At 75.1% G+C, this 24,467-nt stretch carries 20 protein-coding genes and 1 pseudogene; 19 read left to right on the top strand and 2 right to left on the bottom strand.

The window, feature by feature from the left end; translation table 11 throughout:
- Positions 1-313: 313 nt before the first annotated feature.
- The 6 genes from carB (at position 314) to coaBC (ending at position 7,413) form a co-directional block, all read left to right on the top strand.
- Positions 314-3,625, top strand: coding sequence for a carbamoyl-phosphate synthase large subunit (gene carB / locus Ae717Ps2_RS14095; RefSeq protein WP_075306090.1), 3,312 nt, complete (start codon positions 314-316; stop codon positions 3,623-3,625).
- Positions 3,622-4,455 (top strand): orotidine-5'-phosphate decarboxylase, encoded by an 834-nt coding sequence (pyrF, locus tag Ae717Ps2_RS14090; RefSeq protein WP_075306092.1) that lies wholly within the window; start codon positions 3,622-3,624, stop codon positions 4,453-4,455. Before carB ends, pyrF begins: the two co-directional genes overlap by 4 nt.
- Positions 4,456-4,939: 484 nt before the next feature.
- The gene (gene mihF / locus Ae717Ps2_RS14085; RefSeq protein ID WP_020627642.1) at positions 4,940-5,254 is read left to right on the top strand and encodes an integration host factor, actinobacterial type; all 315 of its coding nucleotides are present in this window, start codon (positions 4,940-4,942) and stop codon (positions 5,252-5,254) included.
- Between the two features lie 33 nt (positions 5,255-5,287).
- Positions 5,288-5,878 carry a guanylate kinase gene (gene gmk / locus Ae717Ps2_RS14080; RefSeq protein ID WP_075311717.1) on the top strand — a complete coding sequence of 197 codons (591 nt, stop codon included), beginning with the start codon at positions 5,288-5,290 and terminating at the stop codon, positions 5,876-5,878.
- Between the two features lie 38 nt (positions 5,879-5,916).
- Positions 5,917-6,186, top strand: a complete 270-nt coding sequence (gene rpoZ / locus Ae717Ps2_RS14075; RefSeq protein ID WP_020627644.1) for a DNA-directed RNA polymerase subunit omega — start codon at positions 5,917-5,919, stop codon at positions 6,184-6,186.
- Between the two features lie 9 nt (positions 6,187-6,195).
- Positions 6,196-7,413, top strand: coding sequence for a bifunctional phosphopantothenoylcysteine decarboxylase/phosphopantothenate--cysteine ligase CoaBC (gene coaBC / locus Ae717Ps2_RS14070; RefSeq protein WP_075306094.1), 1,218 nt, complete (start codon positions 6,196-6,198; stop codon positions 7,411-7,413).
- Positions 7,414-7,482: 69 nt separating this feature from the next.
- On the opposite strand, the gene Ae717Ps2_RS14065 is transcribed toward coaBC, so the two are convergent.
- Positions 7,483-8,001 carry an SH3 domain-containing protein gene (locus Ae717Ps2_RS14065; protein ID WP_060711960.1) on the bottom strand — a complete coding sequence of 173 codons (519 nt, stop codon included), beginning with the start codon at positions 7,999-8,001 and terminating at the stop codon, positions 7,483-7,485.
- 346 nt (positions 8,002-8,347) lie between these two features.
- Here Ae717Ps2_RS14065 and metK point away from each other — a divergent pair, with 346 nt between their 5' ends.
- The 11 genes and pseudogenes from metK to Ae717Ps2_RS14010 all read left to right on the top strand — a co-directional run bounded on the left by metK (position 8,348) and on the right by Ae717Ps2_RS14010 (position 20,569).
- Positions 8,348-9,550 (top strand): methionine adenosyltransferase, encoded by a 1,203-nt coding sequence (metK, locus tag Ae717Ps2_RS14060; RefSeq protein ID WP_233147557.1) that lies wholly within the window; start codon positions 8,348-8,350, stop codon positions 9,548-9,550.
- A gap of 97 nt (positions 9,551-9,647) precedes the next feature.
- Entirely contained in the window at positions 9,648-11,753 is a 2,106-nt protein-coding gene (locus tag Ae717Ps2_RS14055; protein WP_075306096.1) for a primosomal protein N', read from the top strand.
- Positions 11,754-11,857: 104 nt separating this feature from the next.
- Positions 11,858-12,406: a peptide deformylase gene (gene def / locus Ae717Ps2_RS14050; protein WP_075306098.1), complete on the top strand. Its 549-nt coding sequence runs from the start codon at positions 11,858-11,860 to the stop codon at positions 12,404-12,406.
- Entirely contained in the window at positions 12,403-13,335 is a 933-nt protein-coding gene (gene fmt / locus Ae717Ps2_RS14045; RefSeq protein WP_075306100.1) for a methionyl-tRNA formyltransferase, read from the top strand. Before def ends, fmt begins: the two co-directional genes overlap by 4 nt.
- 788 nt (positions 13,336-14,123) lie before the next feature.
- Positions 14,124-15,575 (top strand): annotated as a pseudogene (locus Ae717Ps2_RS39060) (RsmB/NOP family class I SAM-dependent RNA methyltransferase); the annotation flags it as partial.
- Positions 15,576-15,652: 77 nt separating this feature from the next.
- Positions 15,653-16,339 (top strand): ribulose-phosphate 3-epimerase, encoded by a 687-nt coding sequence (gene rpe / locus Ae717Ps2_RS14035; RefSeq protein ID WP_075311721.1) that lies wholly within the window; start codon positions 15,653-15,655, stop codon positions 16,337-16,339.
- Positions 16,340-16,418: 79 nt separating this feature from the next.
- The gene (gene ribD, locus Ae717Ps2_RS14030) at positions 16,419-17,450 is read left to right on the top strand and encodes a bifunctional diaminohydroxyphosphoribosylaminopyrimidine deaminase/5-amino-6-(5-phosphoribosylamino)uracil reductase RibD (protein WP_075334268.1); all 1,032 of its coding nucleotides are present in this window, start codon (positions 16,419-16,421) and stop codon (positions 17,448-17,450) included.
- A gap of 12 nt (positions 17,451-17,462) precedes the next feature.
- The gene (locus Ae717Ps2_RS14025; RefSeq protein ID WP_020623632.1) at positions 17,463-18,095 is read left to right on the top strand and encodes a riboflavin synthase; all 633 of its coding nucleotides are present in this window, start codon (positions 17,463-17,465) and stop codon (positions 18,093-18,095) included.
- Positions 18,096-18,169: 74 nt separating this feature from the next.
- The gene (locus Ae717Ps2_RS14020; protein WP_043277925.1) at positions 18,170-19,438 is read left to right on the top strand and encodes a bifunctional 3,4-dihydroxy-2-butanone-4-phosphate synthase/GTP cyclohydrolase II; all 1,269 of its coding nucleotides are present in this window, start codon (positions 18,170-18,172) and stop codon (positions 19,436-19,438) included.
- A gap of 80 nt (positions 19,439-19,518) precedes the next feature.
- A complete protein-coding gene (gene ribH, locus Ae717Ps2_RS14015; RefSeq protein WP_020623634.1) occupies positions 19,519-20,010 on the top strand; it encodes a 6,7-dimethyl-8-ribityllumazine synthase in 492 nt (163 codons plus the stop codon).
- Between the two features lie 31 nt (positions 20,011-20,041).
- Positions 20,042-20,569 (top strand): PH domain-containing protein, encoded by a 528-nt coding sequence (locus tag Ae717Ps2_RS14010; RefSeq protein WP_233147556.1) that lies wholly within the window; start codon positions 20,042-20,044, stop codon positions 20,567-20,569.
- A gap of 4 nt (positions 20,570-20,573) precedes the next feature.
- Here the strand turns inward: Ae717Ps2_RS14010 and Ae717Ps2_RS14005 are convergent, their stop codons facing one another.
- Positions 20,574-21,383 (bottom strand): DUF2786 domain-containing protein, encoded by an 810-nt coding sequence (locus tag Ae717Ps2_RS14005; RefSeq protein ID WP_337819502.1) that lies wholly within the window; start codon positions 21,381-21,383, stop codon positions 20,574-20,576.
- Between the two features lie 190 nt (positions 21,384-21,573).
- On the opposite strand from Ae717Ps2_RS14005, the gene uvrC reads away from it, so the two are divergent.
- Both uvrC and rapZ read left to right on the top strand, forming a co-directional pair.
- On the top strand, positions 21,574-23,553 hold the full coding sequence (gene uvrC / locus Ae717Ps2_RS14000; protein ID WP_020626128.1) for an excinuclease ABC subunit UvrC: 1,980 nt from the start codon (positions 21,574-21,576) through the stop codon (positions 23,551-23,553).
- Entirely contained in the window at positions 23,550-24,449 is a 900-nt protein-coding gene (gene rapZ / locus Ae717Ps2_RS13995; protein WP_020626127.1) for an RNase adapter RapZ, read from the top strand. Before uvrC ends, rapZ begins: the two co-directional genes overlap by 4 nt.
- The last annotated feature ends 18 nt before the right edge of the window (positions 24,450-24,467 follow it).

Genomic DNA, 24,467 nt, shown 5'->3' with positions numbered 1-24,467 from the left:
CCGGCCGCGACGAGGTCGAGCCGCCCACCAGCCGGATGCCCGCCCTCGGTCGTCCCGCCACCCCGGACCCGCTGACGGCGCCGTTCTCCGACATCGAGGACGCGCTGCGCCGCGACGGCGGCACACCCGCCCACCCGGGCGCCACCGCGGACCCGGACGCGGCGGACGTCCCGGCCGACCCGGCACCGGGCGCCGACCCGGTGTCCGGCCGCGCCCGGCCCGTCGACGACCGCCCGTGGCCGCCGCCCCACGCAGCCCCATCCACCCCGCAGCACCCGGACCGGCACGACCAGGCCCGGCAGGAGGACCACTGATGCCCCGCCGCGACGACATCGACCACGTCATGGTGATCGGCTCCGGGCCGATCGTGATCGGCCAGGCCTGCGAGTTCGACTACTCCGGCACCCAGGCGTGCCGGGTGCTGCAGGCCGAGGGCATCCGGGTCTCGCTGGTCAACTCCAACCCGGCGACGATCATGACCGACCCGGAGTTCGCCGACGCCACCTACGTCGAGCCGATCACCCCGGAGTTCGTCGAGAAGGTGATCGCCGCCGAGCGCGACAACGGCACCCCGGTCACCGCGATGCTCGCGACCCTGGGCGGGCAGACCGCGCTCAACACCGCGATCGCGCTGCACGAGAACGGCGCCCTGGAGCGGCACGGCGTCGAGCTGATCGGCGCCGACGTCGACGCCATCGAGCGCGGCGAGGACCGGCTCAAGTTCAAGGACATCGTCATCGGGGTCGGCGGCGACGTCCCCCGCTCGCGGGTCTGCCACTCGATGGAGGAGGTCCGCGCCGCCGCCGACGAGCTCGGCCTGCCGGTGGTCATCCGGCCGTCGTTCACCATGGGCGGTCTCGGCTCGGGCATGGCGCACTCGGCGCAGGACCTGGAGCGCCTCGCCGGCGCCGGGCTCGACGCCTCCCCGGTCACCGAGGTCCTCATCGAGGAGTCGGTGCTCGGCTGGAAGGAGTACGAGCTCGAGCTCATGCGCGACCACCACGACAACGTGGTCGTCATCTGCTCGATCGAGAACATCGACCCGATGGGCGTGCACACCGGTGACTCGATCACCGTCGCCCCGGCGATGACGCTGACCGACCGCGAGTACCAGCACATGCGCGACGTCGGCATCGCCGTGCTGCGGGCCGTCGGCGTCGACACCGGTGGCTGCAACATCCAGTTCGCGATCCACCCCGAGACCGGGCGCCTGGTCGTGATCGAGATGAACCCGCGCGTCTCGCGGTCCTCCGCGCTGGCGTCGAAGGCCACCGGCTTCCCGATCGCCAAGATCGCCGCGAAGCTCGCCGTCGGCTACACCCTCGACGAGATCCGCAACGACATCACCGGCGAGACCATTGCCGCGTTCGAGCCGTCGCTGGACTACGTCGCGGTCAAGATCCCGCGGTTCGCCTTCGAGAAGTTCCCCGGCGCCGACCCCGAGCTGACCACGACCATGAAGTCGGTCGGCGAGGCGATGGCGCTGGGCCGCTCGTTCCCCGAGGCGCTGGGCAAGGCACTGCGCTCGATGGAGCGGGACCGGGCCGGTTTCTGGACCGCCCCCGACCCCGAGGGCGAGCCGGAGTACACCGTCCCGGTCGACGGCCGCATCTACGAGGTCGAGCGCGCCCTGCGCAGCGGCCAGTCGGTCGACGACGTCGCCAAGGCCTCCGGCATCGACCCCTGGTTCGTCGACCAGATCGCGCTGCTGGGGGAGATCCGCGCCGAGCTCGAGGCCGCACCCGTCCTCGACGCCGACCTGCTGCGCCGGGCCAAGCGCCACGGCCTGTCCGACCGCCAGCTCGCCGCCGTGCGCCCCGAGTTCGCCGGCGAGGACGGCGTGCGCACCCTGCGCCACCGCCTCGGCATCCGGCCGGTCTACAAGACCGTCGACACCTGTGCCGCCGAGTTCGCGGCGAAGACGCCCTACCACTACTCGGCCTACGAGACCGACCCCGCGGCCGAGTCGGAGATCGCCCCGCAGACCGAGAAGCCGAAGGTGCTGATCCTCGGCTCCGGCCCGAACCGCATCGGGCAGGGCATCGAGTTCGACTACTCCTGCGTGCACGCGGTCATGGCGCTGCGCGCCGCCGGGTTCGAGACCGTCATGGTCAACTGCAACCCGGAGACGGTGTCCACCGACTACGACACCGCCGACCGCCTCTACTTCGAGCCGCTGACCTTCGAGGACGTCCTGGAGGTCGTGCACGCCGAGCAGGCCTCCGGCACCGTCGCCGGGGTCATCGTGCAGCTCGGCGGGCAGACCCCGCTGGGGCTCGCCCAGCGCCTCACCGACGCCGGGGTGCCGGTCGTCGGGACGTCCGCGGCCGCGATCGACCTGGCCGAGGACCGCGGCGCGTTCGGCGAGGTCCTGCACAAGGCCGGCCTGCCCGCCCCGGAGTTCGGCATGGCCACCTCCTTCGAGCAGGCCAGGGGGATCGCCTCGCGGATCGGCTACCCGGTGCTCGTGCGGCCGTCCTACGTGCTCGGTGGACGCGGCATGGAGATCGTCTACGACGAGGCGACCCTGGCCGGCTACATCGCCCGCGCCACCACCATCTCCCCGGACCGCCCGGTGCTGGTCGACAAGTTCCTCGACGACGCCATCGAGATCGACGTCGACGCCCTGTGCGACGGTGAGGAGATCTACCTCGGCGGGGTCATGGAGCACATCGAGGAGGCCGGGGTCCACTCCGGTGACTCCTCCTGCACGCTGCCGCCGATCACGCTGGGCTCCTCGGTCCTGGCGAAGGTCCGCGAGGCCACCGCCGCCATCGCGCACGGCGTCGGCGTGCGCGGGCTGCTCAACGTCCAGTACGCCCTGCACGGCGACGTGCTCTACGTGCTGGAGGCCAACCCGCGGGCGTCGCGGACGGTGCCGTTCGTGTCCAAGGCGACGTCGGTGCCGCTGGCCAAGGCCGCCGCCCGGATCATGCTCGGTGCCACCATCGCCGAGCTGCGCGCCGAGGGCCTGCTCCCGGCCACCGGCGACGGCGGAGCGCTGCCCGCCGACTCCCCGGTCGCGGTCAAGGAGGCGGTGCTGCCGTTCAACCGGTTCCGCAACACCGCGGGCCAGGGCGTCGACCCGCTGCTCGGCCCGGAGATGAAGTCCACCGGCGAGGTCATGGGCTTCGACTCCGCCTTCGGTCCGGCCTTCGCCAAGTCCCAGGCCGCCGCCTACGGCTCGCTGCCCACCTCGGGCACGGTGTTCGTGTCGATCGCCGACCGCGACAAGCGGGCGATGGTCTTCCCGATCCGTCGCCTGGCCGACATGGGCTTCCAGGTCCTGGCCACCGAGGGCACCGCGGAGATGCTGCGCCGCAACGGGATCGACGTCACCGTGGTGCGCAAGCACAGCGAGGGATCCGGCCCGGACACCCCCACGATCGTCGACACCATCCTCGCCGGTGACGTCGACCTGATCGTCAACACCCCGGTCGGGAACCCCGGCCCGCGGGTGGACGGCTACGAGATCCGCGCCGCCGCGGTGTCCCGCGGTGTCCCGTGCATCACCACGGTGCAGGGGACCGCGGCCGCGGTGCAGGGCATCGAGGCGCTCGCCTCGGGCGGGCTCGGTGTGCGGTCGCTGCAGCAGGCGCACGCGGCGCTGAAGGCCAAGGCGTGAGCATCGCCGCCCGGCTCGGCGAGGCCGTTGCCGCCCACGGGCCGCTGTGCGTCGGGATCGACCCGCACCCGGCCCTGCTGGCGGCCTGGGACCTCACCGACGACGCCGACGGCCTCGCCGCGTTCGCCGACCGCTGCCACACCGCGTTCGCCGGGGCGGTGTCGGTGGTGAAGCCGCAGTCGGCGTTCTTCGAGCGGCACGGCTCGGCGGGCGTCGCGGTGCTGGAGCGGCTGCTCGCCGGGTACGCGGGCACGGGCACCCTGACCCTGCTCGACGCCAAGCGCGGCGACATCGGCTCCACCATGGACGGCTACGCCGACGCCTACCTGCGCGTCGGCGCGCCGCTCGGGGCTGACGCGCTCACGTTGTCGCCCTACCTGGGGTTCGGGTCGCTGGAACCGGCCCTGACCGCGGCCGACGAGGCCGGGCGCGGGGTGTTCGTGCTGGCCCGGACGTCCAACCCGGACGGTGCCGCGGTGCAGTGCGCCACGGCGCCGGGCGGGGTGTCCGTCGCCCAGCAGATGGTCGACGAGGCCGCCGCGCGCAACGCCGGCGCACAGCCCGGCGGGGCGGTGGGGGTCGTCGTCGGCGGCACCCACGACCACGGCCTGGACCTGAGCGCGCTGAACGGTCCGGTGCTGGTGCCCGGGCTCGGCGCCCAGGGCGCGAGCCCGGCCGACGTGGTGGCGCGGTTCGCGGGCACCACGGGCCCGGTGCTGCCGGTGTCGGCCCGCGGGGTGCTCCGGGCGGGCCCCGACCCGTCCGCGCTGCGTGACGCCGCGCACGCCCTGAGCGAGGAGCTGGCCTCGGCGACCGCCGGATCGCACTGAACCGGACCGGCCGACGTCGGTGTGCGGGGGACCGGTGCCACGTCCGGCACCGGTCCGCTCACCGACCGCGGCCGTGGCCGTCGGCGACGCCGGACGCGCCGGGAGGGCGTCCGGCGGTCCGTCGTGCCGGTCGGGAGCCCCCCGGCGCACCGGGACGTCGATCGGGCGCGCCCGACCGTGTCGGTGGGGTGCACCTCCGGCACGCCCACTGCGCCGACCCGCCGTCCGGCGGAGCCGGGTGGCGGTGGTGTGGCGGGACCGCCGGCGTGCCGTTGATCACCTCCGCACGGCCGAAACCGGAGGTGGGACCCCCATTGACGCTTCCGTGGAGGTCGTGGGTACGTTCGATCGCACCAGCCGGGACGTCCCCCGGACGGGTAGGTGCGACCCGCCGCCCGATCGCTGACGCGACACCCCGGCGCGAGCCGGGATCACGGCGGCGAGAACGACGAGAACGACACAGGAAAGTACGGAGGAACCAACCGTGGCCCTTCCCCAGCTGACCGAGGAACAGCGCGCCGCCGCGCTGGAGAAGGCTGCGGCCGCGCGCCGGGCCCGGGCCGAGCTGAAGGACCGCCTCAAGCGCGGCGGCACCACCCTCGAGGAGGTGCTGAAGAAGGCCGAGACCGACGAGGTGCTCGGCAAGATGAAGGTCTCGGCGCTGCTCGAGGCGCTGCCGAACGTCGGCAAGGTCCGTGCCCAGCAGATCATGGAGGAGCTGGAGATCGCGACCAGCCGCCGCCTGCGTGGCCTGGGCGACCGTCAGCGCAAGGCGCTGCTCGAGCGCTACCCGAGCTGATCCGGGCGTCCCGTGACCGACACCTCCTCCGTCATGTCCTCCGGCCGGACCGGCCCCGACCGCGGGCGGCTGCTCGTGCTGGCCGGGCCGTCCGGGGTGGGCAAGAGCAGCGTGGTCGCGGGACTGCGCGAGGCGTTGCCGGAGCTGCTGTTCAGCGTGTCCGCCACGACCCGGCCCCCGCGGCCGGGTGAGGTGGACGGCCGTGACTACCACTTCGTGTCCCGCGAGGAGTTCGACGCGCTCATCGAGCGCGGCGAACTCCTCGAGTGGGCCGAGGTGCACGGCGGTCTGCAGCGCTCCGGCACGCCACGGGTACCCGTCCAGCAGGCCCTCGACCAGGGCCGTCCGGTCCTGGTCGAGGTCGACCTGCAGGGCGCCCGGTCCGTCAAACGGGTCGTGCCCGAGGCCGTCACCGTCTTCGTCGCGCCGCCGTCGATGGAGGAGCTGACCCGTCGGCTCACCGACCGCGGCACCGACACCCCCGAGCAGCGCGAGCGCCGGCTGCGGACCGCCATCGAGGAGATGGACGCCCAGGGGGAGTTCGACGAGGTGGTCGTCAACGACGACCTGCAGGCCGTGATCGGCCGGTTGGTAGCATTGGCGGTCGACCGCGGCGCCGTCTGAGTGCCCCAGGTCCCCCTCGTTCTTCAGGAGTCCACCACGTGAGCACGCCCACCGGCACCTCCACCGCCCCCGAGGGCATCACCTACCCGCCGATCGACGACCTGCTCGGCCAGGTCAGCTCGAAGTACGCGCTGGTCATCTACGCGGCCAAGCGCGCCCGGCAGATCAACGACTACTACTCCCAGCTCGGTGAGGGCCTGCTCGAGTACGTCGGGCCGCTCGTCGAGCCGGGCCCGCGCGAGAAGCCGCTGTCGATCGCGATGCGCGAGATCCAGGCGGGGATGCTCGAGCACACCGAGGGCGAGTAAGACCTCTCGATGGCTCCTCCCGAGGTGCTCCTCGGCGTCTCCGGCGGCATCGCCGCCTACAAGAGCGCCGAGGTGCTGCGCCGTCTGACCGAGTCCGGCCACGCGGTGCGGGTGATCCCCACCGAGTCCGCGCTGCGGTTCGTCGGCGCCGCGACGTTCGAGGCTCTGTCCGGGCGGCCGGTGGCCACCGGGGTGTTCTCCGACGTCCACGAGGTGCCGCACGTGGCCCTGGGCAAGGGTGCGGACCTCGTCGTCGTCGCTCCGGCGACCGCGGACCTCATGGCCCGCCTGGCACACGGCCGCTCCGACGACCTGCTCACCGCCGCGCTGCTGACCGCCCGCTGCCCGGTGGTGCTGGCGCCCGCGATGCACACCGAGATGTGGGAGCACCCCGCGACGGTCGACAACGTCGCGCTGCTGCGCGCCCGGGGCACCGTGGTGATCGAACCCGCAGCGGGCCGGCTGACCGGCGCGGACACCGGCAAGGGCCGGCTGCCCGACCCGGCCGAGATCGTCGATCTGGCCCGGCTGCTGCTGGAACGCCCGGACGCGCTGCCGCGCGACCTGGAGGGCCGCCACGTGGTGGTCAGCGCCGGCGGGACCCGGGAGAACCTCGACCCGGTCCGGTTCCTCGGCAACCGCTCCTCCGGCCGGCAGGGCTGGGCCCTGGCCCGGGTCGCCGCCCAGCGCGGCGCCCGGGTGACGCTCGTCGCCGGACACACCGCGGACCTCGGCGCCCCGGCCGGGGTGGACGTCGTCGCGGCGGGGACCGCCGTCGCGATGGAGGCCGCCGTCCGCGGCGCCGCCGCCGACGCCGACGCGGTGGTCATGGCCGCCGCCGTCGCGGACTTCCGCCCGGTCGACACGGCTGTCGACAAGATCAAGCGCGGTGACGCCGAGCCGGCGCCGCTGCGGCTGACCCAGAACCCCGACATCCTCGCCGGGCTCGTGGCCGACCCGCCACGGCCGGGTCAGGTGGTGGTCGGGTTCGCCGCCGAGACCGGCGACGCCGACGGCGACGTGCTCCACCACGGCCGCGCCAAGCTCGCCCGCAAGGGCTGCGACCTGCTCGTGGTGAACGCGGTCGGCGACGGCAAGGCCTTCGAGACCGCGGACAACGCCGGCTGGCTGCTCGCCCGCGACGGCGGCGAGGAGGAGCTGCCGTTCGGCTCCAAGGCGCTGCTCGCCTCCCGCATCTGGGACGCGGTCACCCCGCGCCTGCGCTGAGCCCCGCACACGACGACGTGCCCGCACCGGAGAGCTTCCGGTGCGGGCACGTCGTCGTACGGCCCCGGCTCAGTCCTCGTCGAAGAACGAGCTGCGGGTCGGCGTCGCCTCGCCGGAGGACGAGTCGGACCCCTCGCCCGACCCCTCGTCCGACGACGGCGTGGCCGACGAGGTCGACCGCGGCGTGGAGGTGGACGGCGTCGCCGAGGAGGTCGACCGCGGGCTCGTGGTCGACGGCGACGAGGTCGACGGGGTCGACCGCTCGCTGCTGCTCGGGGTCAGCGAGTCCTCCGAGGACCCGGAGCGCTCGGTGCCGGAGGTCGAGACGTACCGGGACATCGCCCAGCCGCCGTACTCGGGGAGCTCGACGAACCCGTCCTGGGTGTCCCCGGTCGAGGTGGTCTCCCCGCGCTCGCACACACCGACGATCGGGGCGTCGGTCTCGGGCTCGGAGCGGACGTTGACGCTCTGGGTGCACGTGCCGGTACCGGCGGCCGACGCGGTGCCGGCAACGATCCCGATGGTGGTGACGCCGGCCACGGCCAGGGCGCCGAGGACGGCAGCGACGCGTCGCGAGTTCGGCTTCATCGTGGAACAACCTCCGTGCCGCCGGGGCCGGGGAGGCCACCGTGCGGATCCGTTCGTGGGCGACCCCGCGGGGCGTGCGAGGTGTTGTCCGGCCCAACGAGCCGACCCCCGTTCGATTCGTGCGCGCAGGGTCAATCACCCCATCCGGCGACACTGAGTAGCGTCATTACCACGGCGCGTCACGCTCCGTGTGTGAGTTCGTCGCAGGTGGTCCCGTACGGGCGGCCGGTCTGCACTACCCTGCATGGCGAGGGGCGCCCGCGATCATGGGCGTGCGTCCGAGCGAGCGCGACGGGGCCGTCGCGCCGGTGCGGAGAACATTTCCAACGGGATGGAGAAACTGCGCGTGTCAACCACGAGCCGTCGCCTGTTCACCAGTGAGTCGGTCACCGAGGGCCACCCCGACAAGATCTGTGACGCGGTCAGCGACACCATCCTCGACGCGATGCTCGCGCAGGACCCGAGCAGCCGGGTGGCCGTCGAGACCCTGGTGACCACCGGCCAGGTCCACGTCGCCGGCGAGGTCACCACGGGCGCCTACGTCGAGATCCCGCAGCTGGTCCGGGACAAGATCCTCGAGATCGGCTACGACTCCTCCGCCAAGGGCTTCGACGGTGCCTCCTGCGGCGTCAACGTCGCGATCGGCGCGCAGTCGCCCGACATCGCGCAGGGCGTCGACACCGCCTACGAGAAGCGCGTCGAGTCCGCCGAGGACGAGATCGCCAAGCAGGGCGCCGGCGACCAGGGCCTGATGTTCGGCTACGCCTGCGAGGACACCCCCGAGCTCATGCCGCTGCCGATCGCGCTGGCCCACCGCCTGTCGCGCCGGCTGACCGAGGTCCGCAAGAACGGGACGCTGCCCTACCTGCGCCCGGACGGGAAGACCCAGGTCACGATCGAGTACGACGGCGACAAGCCGGTCCGGCTCGACACCGTGGTCCTGTCGTCGCAGCACGCCGCGGACGTCGACCTCGACGGCATGCTGGCCCCCGACATCCTCAAGCACGTCGTCACCCCCGAGGTGGAGGCGCTCGGCTGGGACCCGTCGGAGCCGCGGCTGCTGGTCAACCCGACCGGCCGGTTCGTGCTCGGTGGCCCGATGGGTGACGCCGGCCTCACCGGCCGCAAGATCATCGTCGACACCTACGGCGGCATGGCCCGCCACGGCGGCGGCGCCTTCTCCGGCAAGGACCCGTCGAAGGTCGACCGCTCCGCGGCGTACGCCATGCGGTGGGTCGCCAAGAACGCCGTCGCCGCCGGGCTCGCCGGGCGGATCGAGGTCCAGGTCGCCTACGCGATCGGCAAGGCCGCCCCGGTCGGGCTGTTCGTGGAGACCTTCGGCACGGAGAACGTCGACCCGGCGCGGATCCAGGCCGCCATCGAGGAGGTCTTCGACCTGCGCCCGGCCGCGATCATCCGCGACCTGAAGCTGCTGCGCCCGATCTACGGCCCGACCGCCGCCTACGGCCACTTCGGCCGTACCGACGTCGAGCTGCCGTGGGAGGACACCTCCCGCGCCGAGGCCCTGAAGTCGGTCGCCGGCGCCTGACCGCCGAGCACGTGCCCCGTGGCCGTCGACCGCACCGTGCGGTCGGCGGCCACGGGCGTCTCCGGGGGGAGTCGGTGCCTCGTGGTAGACCCTCGGCGTGAGCTCTCCGCGTCCGGCCCCGGCGGCCCGCGCCCGCCGCCCGGGGCGCAACCGGGGGGAGTGGCAGCCCGCCGCGGTCCGTCCGGTCGCGCGGGTGCTGGTCGACGTCGCGCTCCCGCACCTGGACCGGACCTTCGACTACCGCGTCCCGACCCATCTCGACGACGCCGCCGTCCCCGGCGTGCGGGTGCGGGTGCGGTTCGCCGGCCGGATGGTCGACGGCTTCCTGCTGGAACGCTCCGACGACACGGCCCACGTCGGGAAGCTCGCCTGGGTCGACAAGGTCGTCTCGCCCGAACCGGTGCTCACCGCCGAGGTGGCGGGCCTGGCCCGCGCCGTCGCCGACCGCTACGCCGGTGTGATGGCCGACGTCCTGCGCCTCGCGGTGCCCGCCCGGCACGCCCGCGTCGAGGCCGAGACCCCGCGCGAGCGCGCCACGACCGACCCCGCCCCGGTGGACCGCGCGGGCTGGGAGGCCTACCCGCGCGGCGGCGCCTTCCTCGACGCGCTGGCGGGCGGACGCGCCGCGCACGCCGTCTGGCAGGCACTGCCGGGGGAGGAGTGGGCGGCCCGGTTGGCCGAGGCCGCCGTCGCCACCCGGTCGGCCGGGCGTTCGGCGCTGCTCGTCGTGCCCGACCAGCGCGACGTGGCCCGGCTGCACGCGGCGTGCGCCGCGCTGCTCGGCGAGGACGGGGTGGTGGCCCTGACCGCGGAGCTCGGGCCCGCCGAGCGCTACCGGCGCTGGCTGGCGGTGCGGCGGGGGAGCGTGCGGGTCGTCGTCGGCACCCGGTCCGCGGCGTTCGTCCCGCTCGGCGAGCTGGGCCTGCTGGCCGTGTGGGACGACGGCGACGACTCCCACTCCGAGCCCCGCGCCCCCTACCCGCAGGTCCGCGACGTGCTGGTGCTGCGTGCGCACCGCGAGGGCGCCGCGCTGCTGCTCGCCGGGTTCGCCCGCACCGCCGAGGCACAGGTGCTCGTCGAGACCCGCTGGGCGAGTCCGGTCGCGGCCGACCGCGCCACCGTGCGGGCCCGGATGCCGCGGGTCACCGCGATCGGCGAGACCGACACCCAGCTCGTGCGCGACCCGGCCGCCCGCGCCGCCCGGGTCCCCGGCGTCGCGTTCGAGGCCGCCCGCGCCGCGTTGAGCGCCGGCCGCCCGGTGCTGGTGCAGGTGCCGCGGTCGGGGTACCTGCCGTTCCTGGCGTGCGCGACCTGCCGCGACGCCGCCCGCTGCCGGCACTGCGCGGGCCCGCTCGGCCTGCCCCGCTCCGGCGCCGGCTCCGAGGGCGCCCTGCCCGCCTGCCGCTGGTGCGGCCGCGCGGAGCCGGCGTTCCGCTGCGGGCACTGCGGGTCGCGGCGGCTGCGGGCCGGGGTCGTCGGTGCCGGGCGCACCGCGGAAGAGCTGGGCCGCGCGTTCCCCGGCGTCACCGTGCGCACCTCCGGCGGCGGCGCCGAGGTCCTCGACACCGTCCCGGCCTGGCCCTCACTGGTCGTCGCCACCCCGGGTGCGGAGCCCGTCGTCGAGGGCGGCGGCGGGGCGGGGTACGGCGCAGCGTTGCTGCTCGACGGCTGGGCGATGCTCGCCCGGCCGGATCTGCGCGTCGCCGAGGAGACGCTGCGCCGCTGGTTCGCCGCGGCCGCCGGGGTCGTCCCGCACACCGACGGCGGACGGGTGGTGGTCGTCGCCGAGGCGTCCCTGCCGACCGTGCAGGCACTGGTGCGCTGGGACCCGGCCGGGCACGCCGAGGCCGAGCTCGCCGAACGCGCCGAGGTGGGGTTCCCACCGGCCGTCCGGATGGCCGCGGTGGAGGGGCCGCCCGCCGCCGTCGCCGAGATCTGCGACGCGGTGCTCGGCACCGGGCGCGTCGACCCCTCCCCGCCCGAGGGGGTGGAGCTGCTCGGACCGGTCGAGATCGACCCGCCGGACCGCCCCGGGGCCGGCCACGGCGCCGCCGACGAGGTCCGGGAACGCGCGCTGCTGCGGGTCCCCCGGCGTGCCGGCCGCGACCTGGCCAGGGCCCTGCACGACGCGCAGGCCCTGCGCACCGCCCGCAAGGCCCCCGAGACCGTGCGGGTCCGGCTCGACCCCGACGAGATCGACTGAGCCGCGCGCACCGGGTCGCCGCCGCGACACCGGGCGGGACCGGCGGTGCCGCAGTGGCACAATGGAACGCTGATCACCGCACTCGTCCGCCCGAGGGAGAACCCGTGCCCATCCAGCCCGTCCGGCTGTTCGGCGACCCGGTCCTGCGCACCCGGGCCACCGAGGTCACCGACTTCGACGCGGAGCTGCGCAAGCTCGTCAGCGACCTGACCGACACCATGCACGACGAGGGCGGCGCCGGTCTGGCCGCGCCGCAGATCGGCGTCGGCAAGCGGGTGTTCGTCTACGACTGCGACGGCTTCTCCGGGCACCTGGTCAACCCGACCTGGGAGGCCGTCGGCGACGAGGAGCAGTTCGGCATGGAGGGCTGCCTGTCCATCCCCGGGCTCGGCTGGGACTGCCGGCGCAAGCTGCACGTCGTCGCACGGGGCTGGGACATGCACGGCGAGCCCCAGGTGATCGAGGGTTCCGAGCTGCTGGCGCGGGCGATCCAGCACGAGACCGACCACCTCGACGGCGTGCTGTTCGTCGACCGGCTCGACGCCGACACCCGCAAGCTGGCGATGCGCGAGATCCGCGAGGCCGCCTGGTTCGGCGAGCCCGAGCCGGTCGTCAAGGCGAGCCCGCACCCCATGTTCGGCAAGGCTCGATGAGGCTGCTGTTCGCCGGCACCCCCGACCCGGCGGTGCCGTCGCTGCGGACGCTGCTGGAGCACCCCGGCCACGAGGTCGTCGCGGTGCTGACCCGCCCCGACGCCCCCGCCGGGCGCGGCCGCAGGCTCACCCGCTCCCCGGTCGGCGAGCTCGCCGACGCCGCCGGGATCCCGGTGCTGACGCCCGCGAAGCCCTCGGACCCGAAGTTCCTCGACACGCTGCGCGCGCTCGCCCCGGACTGCGCACCGGTCGTCGCCTACGGCGCGCTGCTGCCCCGCCCGGTGCTCGACATCCCCGTCCACGGCTGGGTCAACCTGCACTTCTCGCTGCTGCCCGCCTGGCGCGGCGCGGCCCCGGTGCAGGCCGCGATCCGGCACGGCGACGACGTCACCGGCGCCACCACGTTCCGGCTCGAGGAGGGCATGGACACCGGGCCCACCTACGGCCTGGTCACCGAGACCGTCGGTGCCACCGACACCGCGGGGGACCTGCTGGGCCGGCTCGCCGAGTCCGGCGCCCGGCTGCTCGCCGCGACCCTGGACGGCATCGCCGACGGCTCGCTGACCGCCGTCCCGCAGCCCGCCGAGGGTGTCTCGCTCGCGCCGAAGGTCACGACCGCCGACGCCCGCGCCGACTTCACCACCCCGGCCGCGGCGCTGGACCGGCTGATCCGCTCGGTCACCCCCGAGCCCGGCGCGTGGTGCGGGTTCCGCGGGGACCGCCTCGGACTCGGCCCGGTCCGCCCGCTGCGCACCGGTGAGGTCGAGCTCGCGCCCGGGGAGCTGCGGGTCGAACGCCGCCGGGTGCTGGCCGGGACCGCGACCGTCCCGGTCGAGCTGGGCGAGGTGAAGCCGAAGGGCAAGCGGTCCATGCCCGCGCCGGACTGGGCCCGCGGCGCCCGGATCGACGGCGTCGAGTACCTCAGCTGACCGCCGACGCCCAGCCCGGTCCGGCGCACCGACCTCCCGACACCCACCGACTTCCCGACATCCCGGACGACGGCCGGACCCCGGCCACGGCGGACCACCGCCGAGGAGACCACGTGAGCGAGCAGGACCCCCGACCCGACCGCGACCGGCCGGACCGCCCCGAGCGGCGCTCCGGCGACGACCGGCACCGTGGCGGTGACCGAACGGGCGGTGACCGAACGGGCGGTGACCGAACGGGCGGTGACCGGTCGCGCGGCGACCGCGGCCCGCGCGCCGGGTCCGGCTGGGGCGGCGGCCCGGGCTCCGGATCGGGGTCCGGCGACCGGCGCGGCGGGCCCGGTTCCGGTGGATCCGAGGAGCGTCGTGGTGGGCGCGACTCCGACCGGCCCGATCGGTCCCGGTCCGGCCGGGACGCGGCGTGCCCGCGCGACGGCGGTGACCGTCCGCGCGGTGACCGCCAGCGCGACGACCGACCCCGCGTCGACCGGCCGTTCCGGGGGCGCGACGACCGCCCGCGGGATGCGGACCGCCCCCGCGGCGACCGTTCCGACCGCCGTGACGACCGCCCGCGTGACGACCGCCCGCGTGACGACCGCCCCCGGGGTGGCCGCCCCGGCGGCGACCGCCCGCGGTACGACCGTGACGACCGGCCGCGCGGCGACCGGCCGCAGGGCGACCGCCCCCGGCCCGACCGGCACCGCGGCGACGACCGCCGCAGCCCCCGGGACGACCGGGGCGCCCCGCGCCGCGACGACCGGGGCGGCGACCGGGGTGGCGACCGCGGCCCCCGCCGCGAACGCACCTCCGGCCCCCGCAACTCCGGCCCGTCCCGCGGCCGCGGCGGCCCCACCAGGCCCCCGGCCGTCGACCCGGCCCGGCAGGCGGCCTACGAGCTGCTGACCGCCGTCCGCGAGCGCGACGCCTACGCCAACCTCGCCCTGCCCGGCATCCTGCGTCGCCACCGGCTGCGCGACCGCGACGCCGCGCTCGCCACCGAGCTCGGCTACGGCACCCTGCGCGCCCAGGGCCTGCTCGACGCGATCATCGACACCTGCACCGACCGTCCGCTGGCCAAGATCGAGCATGCGCTGCTCGACGCGCTGCGCCTGGGCGCCTACCAGCTGCTGCGCACCCGGGTGCCCGACCACGCGGCCGTCACCACCTGCGTCGAGCTGGTGCGCTCCGACCACGGGTCGCAGTCGGCCGGGTTCGTCAACGCGGTGCTGCGCCGCATCGGCGAGCACACCGAGGCCGAGTGGCTCGACCGCCTCGCGCCCGACCCCGCCGAGGACCCGGTCGGCGACGCCGCGCTGCGCCACGCCCACCCGCGCTGGATCGCACAGGCCTTCGCCGACGCGCTCGGCGGCACCGGCGAGGAGCTGACCGCCGCCCTCGCCGCCGACGACACCCGGCCCCGGGTGCACCTGCTCGCCCGCCCCGGCGAGATCACCGCCGAGGAGCTGGCCCTGGCCACCGGCGGTGAGCAGGCGCCGTACTCGCCCTACGGGGTGCACCTGGAGCCGGGCAGCGGGGACGTCGGCGAGCTCGACGCCGTCGCCGAGGGGCTCGCGATCGTCCAGGACGAGGGCAGCCAGCTCGTCGCGGCCGCGCTCGCCCGCGCCGAGCTGCTCGGCGAGGACACCGGGCGCTGGCTCGACCTGTGCGCCGGACCGGGCGGCAAGGCGTCGCTGCTGGGCGGGCTCGTCGCCGCCCGGGGCGGGACGCTGGACGCGGTCGAGTCCAGCGAGCACCGCGCCGACCTCGTCCGCCGGTCCGTGGCGGAGCTGCCGGTCACCGTGCACGTCGCCGACGGCCGGGAGGCCCCGCTGCCCGACGGCGGCTACGACCGGGTGCTCGTCGACGCGCCCTGCACCGGGCTGGGCGCGCTCCGCCGCCGCCCCGAGGCCCGCTGGCGGCGCCGCCCCGAGGACATCGCGACGCTGACCCGGCTGCAGCGCGAGCTGCTCACCGCCGCGTTGCGCCACGTCCGCCCCGGCGGCGTCGTCGCCTACGTCACCTGCTCGCCGCACGTGTCGGAGACCCTGGGCGTCGTCGGCCGGATCGTCGGCCGCGAGGGACGGCCCGGCCCGGCCGGTGTCGTCGAACAGCTCGACGCGCGCGCCTGCCTGCCCGGTGGGATGCCCGGGCTCGGCGACGGCCCGACCGTGCAGCTCTGGCCGCACGTGCACGGCACCGACGCGATGTTCCTGGCGCTGCTGCGCCGCCCGCTCACCGACTGAGCGCGGTGTGACGGCGGCCTCGCCCACGGGTGCGAGGCCGCCGGGACACGGCCAGTAGCCTGCTCCGCGTGCACCCGATGATCGCGCCCAGCATCCTCTCGGCCGACTTCGCCCGACTCGGCGAGGAGGCCGCCGCCGTGCGCGGCGACGGGACCGGCGACGGCGCGGACTGGCTGCACGTCGACGTCATGGACGCGCACTTCGTGCCGAACCTGACACTCGGTCTGCCGGTCGTGCAGAGCCTGCGCGCCGCCACCGACATCCCGCTCGACTGCCACCTGATGATCGAGGACCCGGACCGCTGGGCCCCGGGCTACGCCGAGGCGGGCGCCCGCAACGTCACCGTGCACGCCGAGGCCGCCCACGACCCGGTCATGCTCGCGAAGAACCTGCGTGCCGCCGGGTCCCTCGCCGGTCTGTCGCTCAAGCCCGGCACCCCGCTCGACCCGTGGGTCGAGGTGCTCCGCCACTACGACACGCTGCTCGTGATGAGCGTCGAGCCCGGCTTCGGCGGACAGAGCTTCATGCCCGAGGTGCTCGACAAGGTCCGCACCGTCCGCAACCTGGTCGACACCGGGCACCTCACGGTGCTCGTCGAGATCGACGGCGGCATCAACGCCGACACCATCGACGCGGCCGCCGAGGCCGGTGTCGACTGCTTCGTCGCCGGGTCCGCCGTCTACGGCGCCGAGGACCCGGGCCGCGCCGTCGCCGCGCTGCGCGACAGCGTCCGCCGGGCGACCCCGCACCGCTGGGCCGACTGAGCCCGCCGCGGACGACCGAGCGACCGAGCACACCGCAGTGGACCGCCCGACCGGCACCGACGAGCGCACGGCCGCGGCCATGCGCCGCGCCCTCGCCGCGTCCGTCGAGGTCCACGGCAGCACCAGCCCCAACCCGGCGGTCGGCTGCGTGGTCCTCGACCGCGACGGCGTCGTCGTCGGCACCGGCGCCACCGCACCGCCCGGCGGACCGCACGCCGAACGGGTCGCGCTCGCGGAGGCGGGGGACCGCGCCGCGGGCGGGACCGCCGTGGTGACCCTGGAGCCGTGCAACCACACCGGTCGCACCCCGCCGTGCGTGGACGGCCTCCTCGATGCCGGCGTCGCCCGGGTGCACGCCGCCGTCGCCGACCCCAACCCGGTCGCCGCGGGCGGCCTCGACCGGCTCCGCGCCGCCGGAGTCGCTGTGACACTGGGCACCCTCGCCGACGAGGTGGCCCGGGGTCCGCTGCGCGGCTGGCTGCACCGCCAGCGCACCGGTCGCCCCCACGTGACCTGGAAGGTCGCCACCACCCTCGACGGCCGGGTCGCCGCCGCCGACGGCACCAGCCGCTGGATCACCGGGCCGGCCGCCCGGGCCACGGTCCATGACCTGAGACGCAGGATGGACGCGATCGTCGCGGGGACGGGTACCGTCCTGACCGACGACCCGGCGCTGACCGCCCGCCGGCCCGACGGCACCCTGTTCGACCACCAGCCCCTGCGGGTGGTGGTGGGACACCGCGACGTCCCGCCCGGCGCCCGGCTGGCCCGGACCGACGAGGACGGCACCGCCGACGTGCTCCACCTCCGCACCCGCGATCCGGGGGAGGTGCTCGCCGAGCTCGACCACCGGACCGTGGTGGACGTGCTCCTCGAGGGCGGACCGACCCTCGCCGGTGCCTTCGTCGCCGCAGGACTCGTCGACCGGGTGCTCGTGCACCTGGCCCCGGCCCTGCTCGGCGCGGGACCGCACGCCCTCGGCGACGCGGGCGTGGTAACGATCGCCGACATCGTGCGGTTGCACGTGGACGAGATCCACCGCGCCGGCGACGACGTGGTCATCGACGCACGACCGGTACCCGGCCCGACCGGGCCGGACGTGCCGCAGTAGGAGGGACGGGCGATGTTCACCGGGATCGTGGAGGAGGTCGGCGAGGTCGTCGACGTCCGCACCGACGACGACGTCGTCGTGCTGACCGTGCGCGCGGCCCTGGCCGCCGAGGTCGGGCACGGGGAGTCGGTCGCGGTGAACGGCTGTTGCCTCACCGCCGTCGTCACCGGGCCGGGCGCGGCCACGCTGACCCTCGAGCTGGTGCCCGAGACGCTCAAGCGCACCTCGCTCGGCGCCGTCGGCCCCGGCTCCGGGGTCAACCTGGAGCGCGCGGTGCCCGCCGGCGGCCGGCTCGACGGCCACATCGTGCAGGGCCACGTCGACGGCGTCGGCACCGTGGTCTCCCGCACCCCCGGCGAGCGCAGCGACGAGGTCCGCTTCTCACTGCCCGCCGAGCTCGCCCGCTACGTCGTCGAGAAGGGCTCCGTCGCCGTCGACGGGGTCTCGCTGACCGTCGCCTCGGTGTACCCGGACGGGTTCGGGGTGGCGTTGATCCCGACGACCCTGGCCGAGACCACCCTGGGGTCGCGCGCCCCGGGGGACCCGGTCAACCTGGAGGTCGACGTGATCGCCAAGTACGTGGAACGCATGACCGCGGGGTACCTGCAGGGGCCCGGGTCCGGACAGGAAGGGGCCGCCCGGTGAGCGAGCCGTCGGAGTCGCCGGTCAACCCGGCAGACCAGGGGGCTGGCAAGCTGCCGGACGCCCCGCACACCGCGATGTCGCCCTCGGAACGGGCCGAGCGCTTCGCCCTGATCGAGAAGGCCATCGCCGACATCGCCGAGGGCAAGCCGGTCGTCGTGATGGACGACGAGGACCGCGAGAACGAGGGCGACCTCATCTTCGCGGCGTCGAAGGCGACCGCGGAGCTGCTGGCGTTCACCGTCCGCTACACCTCAGGCTACGTCTGCGTGGCCATCACCGGTGAGGCCTGCGACCGGCTGGACCTGCCGCCGATGCACCACACCAACCGGGACTCCTTCCGCACCGCGTACACGGTCACCGTGGACGCGAAGGAGGGCATCACCACCGGCATCTCCGCCCAGGACCGCGCGCACACGATCCGCACGCTGGCCGACCCGGAGTCCGACCGGCACGACCTGGTCCGGCCCGGGCACGTGGTGCCGCTGCAGGCCCGCGAGGGCGGCGTGCTGCGCCGCCCCGGGCACACCGAGGCCGCGGTCGACCTGGCCCGGATGGCGGGCCTGCCCGCCGCGGGGGCGCTCTGCGAGATCGTCTCGGAGAAGAACACCGGCGAGATGGCCCGTGGCGAGGAGCTCGGCGTCTTCGCCGCCGACCACGACCTCACCCTGATCACCATCGCCGACCTCATCGCCTACCGGCGCCGCTACGAGAAGCACGTCGAACGGGTCGCGACCGCGCGGATCCCCACCGGCCACGGTGACTTCCTCGCCTACGGCTACGACTGCACCCTCGACGGCACCGAGCACATCGCCATGGTGATGGGCGACGTCGCCACCCCCGCCGACGACGGGGAGGACGTGCTCGTCCGGGTGCACTCCGAGTGCCTCACCGGTGACGTCCTCGGTTCGCTGCGCTGCGACTGCGGCCCTCAGCTCGACGCGGCCCTGGAGTCCGTCGCCAAGGAGGGCCGCGGTGTCGTGCTCTACATGCGCGGGCACGAGGGCCGGGGGATCGGCCTGCTGCACAAGCTGCAGGCCTACCAGCTCCAGGAGGCCGGCGCCGACACCGTCGACGCCAACCTCGCGATGGGGCTGCCCGCCGACGCCCGCGACTACGGCATCGGCGCCCAGATCCTCGCCGACCTCGGCGTGAAGTCGATGCGGCTGCTCACCAACAACCCGGACAAGCGCGCCGGGCTGGAGGGCTACGGCCTGCGCGTCGTCGGCCGCGAGCCGATGCCGGTGCGCGCCACCCCGCAGAACCTGCGGTACCTGCGGACCAAGCGGGACCGGATGGGCCACGACCTGCCCGACCTCGGTGAGGTCGCCGACCCGGCGCTCTGACCGGCGCCGCGCACCGCGGGCGAGCGCGGTCGGCGGACCCCCCCGCTGCGGCCCACGGACCCGGAGGCGAGAATCGGCCCATGAGCGGTGAAGGCCGGCCCTCCGGGGCCACGCAGCTGGACGCGAGCGGACTGCGGGTCGGGGTGGTGGCGGCCCGCTGGCACGCCGAGATCGTGGACCGGCTGCTGGACCGGGCCGTCGCCACGGCCCGCGAGGCCGGCGTCGAACCGACCGTGGTCCGGGTGCCCGGCACCATCGAGCTCCCGGTGATCGCCCAGGAGCTCGCCCGCGGCCACGACGCCGTCGTCGCGCTCGGTGTCGTCGTCCGCGGCGGCACCCCGCACTTCGAGTACGTCTGCGACGCCGTCACCGCGGGCCTCACCCGCGTCGCCCTCGACGAGTCGACCCCGGTCGGCAACGGCGTGCTCACCACCGACACGGTGGACCAGGCGGTCGACCGCTCCGGCGCGCCGGGCGCGGCCGAGGACAAGGGCGCCGAGGCCTGCACCGCCGCACTCGAATCGGCGCTGGCGCTGCGCGACCTGCGTGCCGGCGCCCCGACCAGCCCGTGACCCCGACCCGGGTCAGCACAGGGAGACCCCAGTGACCGAGCAGCCGACCGACTCCACCACACCCGACGCCACCACCGCCGGCACCGCAGCGCCCGACACCCGGCCCCGGACCGGACCCGGGCCTGACGCGGTGACCCTGCGCCCGCGGGTCATCCGCTGGACGGCCTGGCTCAGCGCGCTCGGCGTGATGGTGTTCTTCCTCATCGCGGCCTACTACATGCCCGCCGAGGACACCGGGGTGATCTTCCAGCCGGCCGACCAGGTCGCGATGATGGTCATCGGGGCGTTCGTCGCCGGCGGGCTGCTGCTCATGGCCCGGCCTCGGGTGCGCGCCGACTCCCACGGCATCGAGGTCCGCAACGTCATCACCGCCCGGTGGTACGACTGGGCCGACGTGCACGGCGTCTCGTTCCCCGACGGCGCCGCCTCGGCCCGCCTGGAGCTGCCCGACGACGAGTACCAGTCGGTCCTGGCCGTGCAGGCCGTCGACCGTGGTCTGGCCGTGCGCCACGTCCGCACGCTCCGCACGCTGCACCGCGCCGCCGTCCTGGGCGAGTGACGGCTCAGGCGCCGATGCCCGGCGCCGCGGCCCGGTGGTCCAGGACCGGGCCGCCCAGGTCGGCCCGGTCGGCCGCGGCGGCCCCGTGCCGGAACCCGCTGCCCGACACCTGCGGGCGGCGGGCGCGACGCAGCCTGCCGAACTCGGCGTCGTAGGCGCGGTCCACCTCGGCGCCCCGGTCGGCCAGCACCAGCTCGGTCGACGCCGCCGCCCGCCCGGTCTCCGCCTCGGTCTCGCCCAGTGCCGAGCGCTCGGCCGCGCACAGCCGCTCGTACACCCGGCCCGCGAAGCCGTAGATCCAGGACCGCCGGTAGGCCGCCACCGACTCGCCGGGGTCCGGCGGGCGGACCGCGGCCAGCGCGGCCGTGGCCTGCAGCAGCAGCGACGTGTACAGCAGCTCCACCCGCTCCCGGTCCGAGGCGAACCCGAACACGGTGACCGCGGCGACCGAGCCGCCCCGCTGGTCGTGCATCACCCAGCGGCACCGCAGCGCCGACGCCGTCCACCCCAGCAGCCGGGCCTTCGCCCCGCTGTAGGGGTTGTCGACGGTGATCCGGCTCCGGCCGATCGGATCGGCCCGCGCCCCGGCGCCGGGTGCCGCGGCCAGCAGCGCCTCGTCGATCCCGTGCCGCGCCATGAGCGCGAACGCCTTGTCGGTGTAGATCTCGGCCTCGTCCGGCGTGCCGGCCCGCTCCGCTTTCGCCAGCAGCTTCCGGATCCGGTCCAGCCGGGCCCCGGGCACCTGCTCACCCGGTGCGGTGCCGATCTCGGTGCCGGTGTCGGTGCGGGGGCCGGTCTCCTGCGCGGTGGCCACGGCGGTCTCCTCGGGCTCGGTAGGGTCGAACTCGTGTTCGAGGGCGAGGTGTACCGGACCCTACCGACAGTTCCGGCGGCGCCGCGCGAGGTCCCCGGTCGACACGCGTCCCTACACCTCGTCCGGGGCCCGCGCCGAGACCGGGGCCGGACCGGGACTGTCGGTGCCCGCAACTACCCTGGGAGTCACCATGGCCGACCCCAGCACCTACCGTCCGGCGACCGGGACGATCCCGGAGTCGCCCGGGGTGTACCGCTTCTCCGACCCGCGCGGCCGGGTGATCTACGTCGGCAAGGCCAAGAGCCTGCGGCAGCGGCTGAACTCCTACTTCGCCGACCTGTCCGGTCTGCACCCGCGCACCCGGCAGATGGTCACCACCGCGTCGAAGGTGGAGTGGACGGTCGTCGGGACCGAGGTCGAGGCCCTCCAACTCGAGTACAACTGGATCAAGGAATACGACCCGCGGTTCAACGTCCGCTACCGCGACGACAAGAGCTATCCCGTGCTCGCCGTGACGATGCACGAGGAGTACCCGCGGCTGCACGTCTACCGCGGCCCGCGTCGCAAGGGCGTGCGCTACTTCGGCCCGTACGCCCACGCCTGGGCCATCCGCGAGACCCTCGACCTGCTGCTGCGGGTCTTCCCCGCGCGCACCTGCTCGACGGGGGTGTTCAAGCGGCACGGCCAGATCGGGCGGCCCTGCCTGCTCGGCTACATCGACAAGTGCTCCGCCCCGTGCGTGGGCAAGGTCAGCGCGGACGAGCACCGGGAGATCGTCGAGAACTTCTCCGAGTTCCTGTCCGGGCGCACCGACCGGATGGTGCGCCGGCTCGAACGCGACATGGCCGAGGCCTCGGAGAACCTCGAGTTCGAGCGCGCCGCCCGGCTGCGCGACGACCTCGGCGCCCTGCGCCGCGCCCTGGAGAAGCAGGCCGTGGTGCTGGGTGACGGCACCGACGCCGACGTCGTCGCCTTCGCCGAGGACGAGCTGGAGGCCGCGGTCCAGGTCTTCCACGTCCGCGGCGGTCGGGTCCGCGGCCAGCGCGGCTGGGTCGTCGACAAGGTCGAGCCCACCGACACCGAGCAGCTCGTGGAGCGGTTCGTCTCCCAGTTCTACGGCGAGCAGCACGCACTCGCCGGCGCCGCCGACGACGCCGCCCAGCCGGTGCCCAAGGAGATCCTGGTCCCGGTGCTGCCCGCCGAGACGCCCGCGCTGGAGCGCTGGCTGACCGGGCTGCGCGGGTCCAGGGTGCAGATCCGGGTGCCGCAGCGCGGCGACAAGCGGGACCTCGCCGCGACCGTCGCACGCAACGCGAAGGAGGCGTTCGCCCAGCACAAGCTGCGCCGCGCGGGGGACCTCACCGCCCGCTCGGCCGCCCTGCAGGAGATCCAGGAGAACCTGGAGCTCGACCAGGCCCCGCTGCGCATCGAGTGCATCGACATCAGCCACGTGCAGGGCACGAACGTCGTCGCCTCGCTGGTGGTCTTCGAGGACGGGCTGCCCCGCAAGTCCGAGTACCGCCGCTTCGAGATCCGCGACGCCGCGGCGGAGGGCGACGTCGCCTCGATCGCCGAGGTGGTGCGGCGCCGGTTCCGCCGCTACCTGGCCGAGACGGCCGACGAGCCCGCGCCCACCGAGGGCTCCGGCGAGGTCGCGCCGGGCGACACCGTCCGCACCGGGATCGACCCCGAGACCGGCCGGCCCAAGAAGTTCGCCTACCCGCCGAACCTGCTCGTCGTCGACGGGGCGAAGCCGCAGGTCGACGCGGCCGCGGCGGAGCTCGCCGCGCTGGGCATCACCGACGTCGCGGTGTGCGGGCTCGCCAAGCGCCTCGAGGAGGTCTGGCTGCCCGACGACACCGACCCGGTGATCCTGTCCCGGACCAGCGAGGGGCTCTACCTGCTGCAGCGCATCCGGGACGAGGCGCACCGGTTCGCCATCACCTATCACCGCCAGCGTCGTTCGCAGGGCATGACGGCGTCCGCGCTCGACGGGGTCCCCGGGCTCGGCCCGGCCCGCAGACAGGCGCTGCTCAAGCACTTCGGGTCGGTGCGCAAGCTGCGCGCCGCCGACGTCGACGAGATCGCCGGCGTGCCCGGCTTCGGTCGCCGGACCGCCGAGTCCGTGGTCGCGGCCCTGCACGCCGGAACCGAGGGGGAGAAGGCATGACCGAGGACAACGGCGAGGCGGCCGCGGGCCCGGGGATCGAGGTCGCGGTGGTCAGCGGCCTGTCGGGGGCCGGGCGCAGCACCGCGGCGAAGGTCCTGGAGGACCTGGGCTGGTTCGTGGTGGACAACCTGCCGCCCGAGCTGATCGCCACGATGGTCGAGCTCGGGTCGCGGGCCCGGGGCGAGGTGGCCCGGATCGCGGTGGTGATGGACGTGCGCTCGCGTGCGTTCACCGACGACCTCGGCGCCGTGATCAAGGACCTCGACGGCCGCGGCTACCGGCCGAAGCTGCTGTTCCTGGAGGCCTCCGACGCGGTGCTGGTGCGCCGCTTCGAGCAGAACCGCCGCTCGCATCCCCTGCAGGGCGCCGGACGCATCACCGACGGGCTCAACGCCGAGCGCGAGGTGCTGCGCCCGCTGCGCGAGGACGCCGACCTCGTCGTCGACACCTCGAACCTGTCGGTGCACGACCTGCGCACCCGGATCGAGGGCTCGTTCGCCCAGGAGAGCGCGCACGCCGCGACCCGGGTGACGGTGCTGTCGTTCGGCTACAAGTACGGCCTGCCGCTGGACTCCGACCTCGTCGTCGACGTGCGGTTCCTGCCCAACCCGCACTGGATCCCCGAGCTGCGCCCGTTCACCGGCCGCGACCGGGAGGTCAGCGACTACGTGCTGTCCCAGGAGGGCGCGGAGGAGTTCGTCGACCGCTACCTGGAGCTGCTCGACCTGGTCGGGGCCGGGTACCGGCGCGAGGGCAAGCGCTACCTGACCGTGGCCGTCGGCTGCACCGGCGGCAAGCACCGCTCGGTCGCGATCTCGGAGGAGATCGGCCGACGGCTCGCCGACCGCGAGGGCATCCAGGTCAACGTCGAGCACCGCGACATGGGGCGCGAGTGAGCCCACGCCCGCCCGAGC

Origin of the sequence: Pseudonocardia sp. Ae717_Ps2, from assembly GCF_001932475.1 — a bacterium.
GTDB lineage: Bacteria > Actinomycetota > Actinomycetes > Mycobacteriales > Pseudonocardiaceae > Pseudonocardia.
This window is presented reverse-complemented; position numbering and strand designations above follow the sequence as displayed.

Coding starts and splice junctions, on each gene's coding strand:
- Ae717Ps2_RS14065 (WP_060711960.1), bottom strand. CDS start 8,001: ATGAAGCCGAACTCGCGACGCGTCGCTGCCGTCCTCGGCGCCCTGGCC.
- Ae717Ps2_RS14020 (WP_043277925.1), top strand. CDS start 18,170: ATGTCGCCCTCGGAACGGGCCGAGCGCTTCGCCCTGATCGAGAAGGCC.
- carB (WP_075306090.1), top strand. CDS start 314: ATGCCCCGCCGCGACGACATCGACCACGTCATGGTGATCGGCTCCGGG.
- coaBC (WP_075306094.1), top strand. CDS start 6,196: ATGGCTCCTCCCGAGGTGCTCCTCGGCGTCTCCGGCGGCATCGCCGCC.
- Ae717Ps2_RS14025 (WP_020623632.1), top strand. CDS start 17,463: ATGTTCACCGGGATCGTGGAGGAGGTCGGCGAGGTCGTCGACGTCCGC.
- fmt (WP_075306100.1), top strand. CDS start 12,403: ATGAGGCTGCTGTTCGCCGGCACCCCCGACCCGGCGGTGCCGTCGCTG.
- ribH (WP_020623634.1), top strand. CDS start 19,519: ATGAGCGGTGAAGGCCGGCCCTCCGGGGCCACGCAGCTGGACGCGAGC.
- gmk (WP_075311717.1), top strand. CDS start 5,288: ATGTCCTCCGGCCGGACCGGCCCCGACCGCGGGCGGCTGCTCGTGCTG.
- rapZ (WP_020626127.1), top strand. CDS start 23,550: ATGACCGAGGACAACGGCGAGGCGGCCGCGGGCCCGGGGATCGAGGTC.
- rpe (WP_075311721.1), top strand. CDS start 15,653: ATGATCGCGCCCAGCATCCTCTCGGCCGACTTCGCCCGACTCGGCGAG.
- ribD (WP_075334268.1), top strand. CDS start 16,419: ATGCGCCGCGCCCTCGCCGCGTCCGTCGAGGTCCACGGCAGCACCAGC.
- uvrC (WP_020626128.1), top strand. CDS start 21,574: ATGGCCGACCCCAGCACCTACCGTCCGGCGACCGGGACGATCCCGGAG.